This window comes from Kordia sp., assembly GCF_045105435.1.
GTDB lineage: Bacteria > Bacteroidota > Bacteroidia > Flavobacteriales > Flavobacteriaceae > Kordia.
In genome coordinates this window covers 1-3276 of the sequence record NZ_JBGCDL010000325.1, presented here as the reverse complement: position 1 = coordinate 3276, position 3276 = coordinate 1, and the positions used below count along the sequence as shown (strand labels likewise).

5 protein-coding genes are annotated in these 3276 nt (G+C 32.4%); 3 read left to right on the top strand and 2 right to left on the bottom strand.

From position 1 onward, the window contains the following. Nucleotides 1–72: 72 nt before the first annotated feature. Nucleotides 73–396 (bottom strand): transposase, encoded by a 324-nt coding sequence (locus tag AB8B65_RS16555; RefSeq protein WP_405302386.1) that lies wholly within the window; start codon nt 394–396, stop codon nt 73–75. A gap of 46 nt (nt 397–442) precedes the next feature. Here AB8B65_RS16555 and AB8B65_RS16550 point away from each other — a divergent pair, with 46 nt between their 5' ends. The 3 genes from AB8B65_RS16550 (at nt 443) to AB8B65_RS16540 (ending at nt 1804) form a co-directional block, all read left to right on the top strand. After that, complete coding sequence (locus tag AB8B65_RS16550) at nt 443–691, top strand: type II toxin-antitoxin system ParD family antitoxin (RefSeq protein ID WP_405302385.1); 249 nt, start codon at nt 443–445, stop codon at nt 689–691. Further along, nucleotides 684–983, top strand: a complete 300-nt coding sequence (locus AB8B65_RS16545; protein ID WP_405302384.1) for a type II toxin-antitoxin system RelE/ParE family toxin — start codon at nt 684–686, stop codon at nt 981–983. Before AB8B65_RS16550 ends, AB8B65_RS16545 begins: the two co-directional genes overlap by 8 nt. A gap of 161 nt (nt 984–1144) precedes the next feature. After that, the gene (locus tag AB8B65_RS16540; protein ID WP_405302383.1) at nt 1145–1804 is read left to right on the top strand and encodes a hypothetical protein; all 660 of its coding nucleotides are present in this window, start codon (nt 1145–1147) and stop codon (nt 1802–1804) included. Between the two features lie 3 nt (nt 1805–1807). Here AB8B65_RS16540 and AB8B65_RS16535 read toward each other — a convergent pair whose 3' ends face one another. After that, nucleotides 1808–2887: an NAD(P)/FAD-dependent oxidoreductase gene (locus AB8B65_RS16535; RefSeq protein WP_405302382.1), complete on the bottom strand. Its 1080-nt coding sequence runs from the start codon at nt 2885–2887 to the stop codon at nt 1808–1810. Nucleotides 2888–3276 lie beyond the last annotated feature (389 nt).

The window sequence follows — 3276 nt, the reverse complement described above, 5'->3', positions numbered from 1 at the left end:
GCACAAGCCCATAATTTTATAAAAAGTGACTCGTTCTTAACCCTTTTAAGGAGGTCTTTATTTTGAGTTTTATTATTGAATCCTAAAATTAGCACCGCTTACGATCAAGATATAGTGACTAAATAGTAGCTTTATTTTGCAAATGACTAAAGCAAGTGATTTTGCTTCACTTTTTGCCGTTTTTGTGATGAATTTTAGGTATTTCTTTAGGTTATAAGCAATCGCAGCTAAGTGCATCACTTTGTTTGCTTGTTTAATTCCTAATGTATTGATTTTTCTAAGTCCCATATATTCCTTTAGTGTGCCAAAAACGAGTTCTACCGTACTTTGGACTAGCAACGAAATCACACACAAAACCATCAACTCAAATCCAAACAAAACTCCACAATTTGTCATTTTTACCAAAAATTGGTAAATTTGAAATAGCTAAAGAATTTTAAAAATGAAAAATACATCCATTTCACTTGGTAATTATTTTGACCAATTTGTAAGCGCTCAAGTTTCAGCTGGTCGATATAAAAACGTAAGTGAAGTAATTAGAGCTGGACTGCGACTTTTGGAAAATGAGGAAAGTAAAACAATTGCATTAAGAAATGCGATTCAAGAAGGATTGAATAGTCCATTAGTTGAAGATTTTGACTTTGATGAAAATTTGAAAAGACTAAAGGCTCAGAAAAGAAAGAATGGTTAAAGTTATATTTAGACAAGAAGCCATTAATGATTTGAATGATATTTGGACGTATACTTACGAAAAATGGTCTGAAAAGCAAGCCGACAAGTATTATGCTACAATTAAAATGACTTGTAATGGAATTGGAGAAAATCCAGCTATTGGAAAAGAATATCATGGAATAAATAAAAATCTACTCGGACTTACATCTGGAAAACATATAATTTTTTATCAACAAATATCAAATGAAAGGATTGAAATTGTTAGAATTTTACATGAACGAATGGATTTGGAAAATAGAATAATTTACTAAAAAGTCATACGCTACAATAGCGCTGTTAATAGTTGTTTTTAATAGCCAACTTTACAGATTTTTGTTAAATTTCTAGTCAGATATACACTTGTAACATAAAATCATTAACAATCAATACATTGCAAATTACAAAACTACCTCTGAATCAACAATAATAACAAATGCCAAAAACAAAAAAACTCCCAATTTTAATAACATTCATCTTGTGTACGTTAAGCGCATGCAACACCGAACTATCTAAAGATGTAAATGGTTCTTTCGGGATTTTAGGAACAGAATTAGAACGCAATACAAAACAGCTAACAGTGGAAATTGATTTAAAGATTTCGGAAGCTTCACAATCACGTGTCGAAGTTTCAGAGAATGAAAAGGTTTCAATTTTAAATCCTATACTTAATAGTGTAAGCACAATTAAAGTGAATACTTACCACAAACTGACAAAAGACTATGTTGCTTACCTAACTGAGATTGAAGAGGAATTCATAAAAAGTGACAAAAATCCTTTGTTTTATAATGGTAAAGTGACACAAAAAGGAAAAGAATATTTGAGGCAAACTAGGTCATATACAGAGGAAATAGAGAAATTGTGGATAAATAAATTGACAAAAAACAAAGTTTCTATACTCTTAAGTACAGAAGGTATTCAAAGTTATAAAGGCACTAAAGTTTCACATATTTCCTATTATTTTGACGATTTACCAACGAGAGGAATCATTGTCTATTTAAAACAAAAAAAGTACAATGTGTTAGCTTTAGAAAAAGATTTTTTGAACGATCTTATTTTAAAAAATCTTACTGAGCAACTGAATTCACAACATTAATTCTCACTGAAAAAACCGCTTCCAAAAAGCTGCATCTTTCCAACGTGTTTCTTGTTGGTACAAATTATTTTTTGACTGCAAATACTGTTGAAAAATAACTTTCATGATTTCTCCATATTCGGGAAATGCTTCTGTATCTGCAATATTGAGTTTTTTTCCGATCACCTCCGATGCTTTTGACGCTGTATAAATTGCATTGGTAATTCCGTGAGAAGACAATGGATCAAAAGACATTGCTGCATCTCCAAGTGCGAGCCAATTGCTTCCTGCTATTTCTTTTGCTACGGAAGAATTTGCATTGCCACCTTTGAATTTTACATTTGTATCTTCAATCAAGAAATCTTTTAAATAGACAGTTTCCGACAAGACAGATTTCCATTGTGAAACATCCTTGAATTTTGGTAAAATTTCATGTCCTTTGTGAGTGTAAATGGTACAAATATTTTCCGTTTCGTTCAACGCAGAAACAATTCCCCAACCTTCTTTAAAACTTTCTACATAGACTTCGTGCGTGAGTTTTGAATGTTCAATTTTTGGAATATGACAACTCAATGCAACCAATTCGTCATGAATTTCACTTTCAATTTTCAATTTCTGTAAAACAGCACGATTTCTTCCTGTGGCATCAATTAAAATTTTTCCCTGAACGATTTTAAAACCTTCATTTTTTGCCAAAACAACTGTATTTCCATGTGCTTCATGAATGATTTCAAAACCTTTGCAATACGAAACCATATTGTCTCGAATTAAATCGCGCATTTTTTCTAAGGTTTGATGCTTATTGATCTTCAAACCATTTTTATACGGATTTTGATGGTAAAAATTAATATCCGTCACTTGCGGACTTCCCCACATGGAATGATATCCGTAGGTTTTTCGGTATGCATTTTCTTCAAACAGCGAAAGTAGTTTCAGTTCTTCCAATAATGGCATTGCCGATGGTGGCAACGTTTCACCCAACGCAAAAGGTACTTTTTCTTCTTCTCTGTGTAAAAGCACAAACGAAATTCCTTTACGTTGCAAAAGCACTGCAAGCGTGACGCCTGCAATGCCATTGCCTATTATAATTACTTCTTTTTTCACATTTTTCAGTTTGCTGTTTTTTATTCTTTGTTGATTTGTTGATCGTTACATCACTAACTATTGAATTTCAAAGTACTTCTCGATACAAATTTGCGAAGCAAATTCACTCGAAGTGACGTTTTATCTATGAAACGTCTTTGCGAAAGTTTTGAAAAAACTTGTGGCAATCTGTTTCTTAAGTAACAGATTACTTCGTCATTCTTTCTCGTAATGACGTATCAAAGGAATGCTAAATTATAAGTATTGAATTTTAAATATAAAAGTATTTAAAAGACACGCGAAGCGATCCAAAAGCGAAGCGATCCAAAAGCGAAGCGATCCAAAAGCGAAGCGATCCAAAAGCGAAGCGATCCAAAAGCGAAGCGATCCAAAAGCGAAGCGATCCAAAA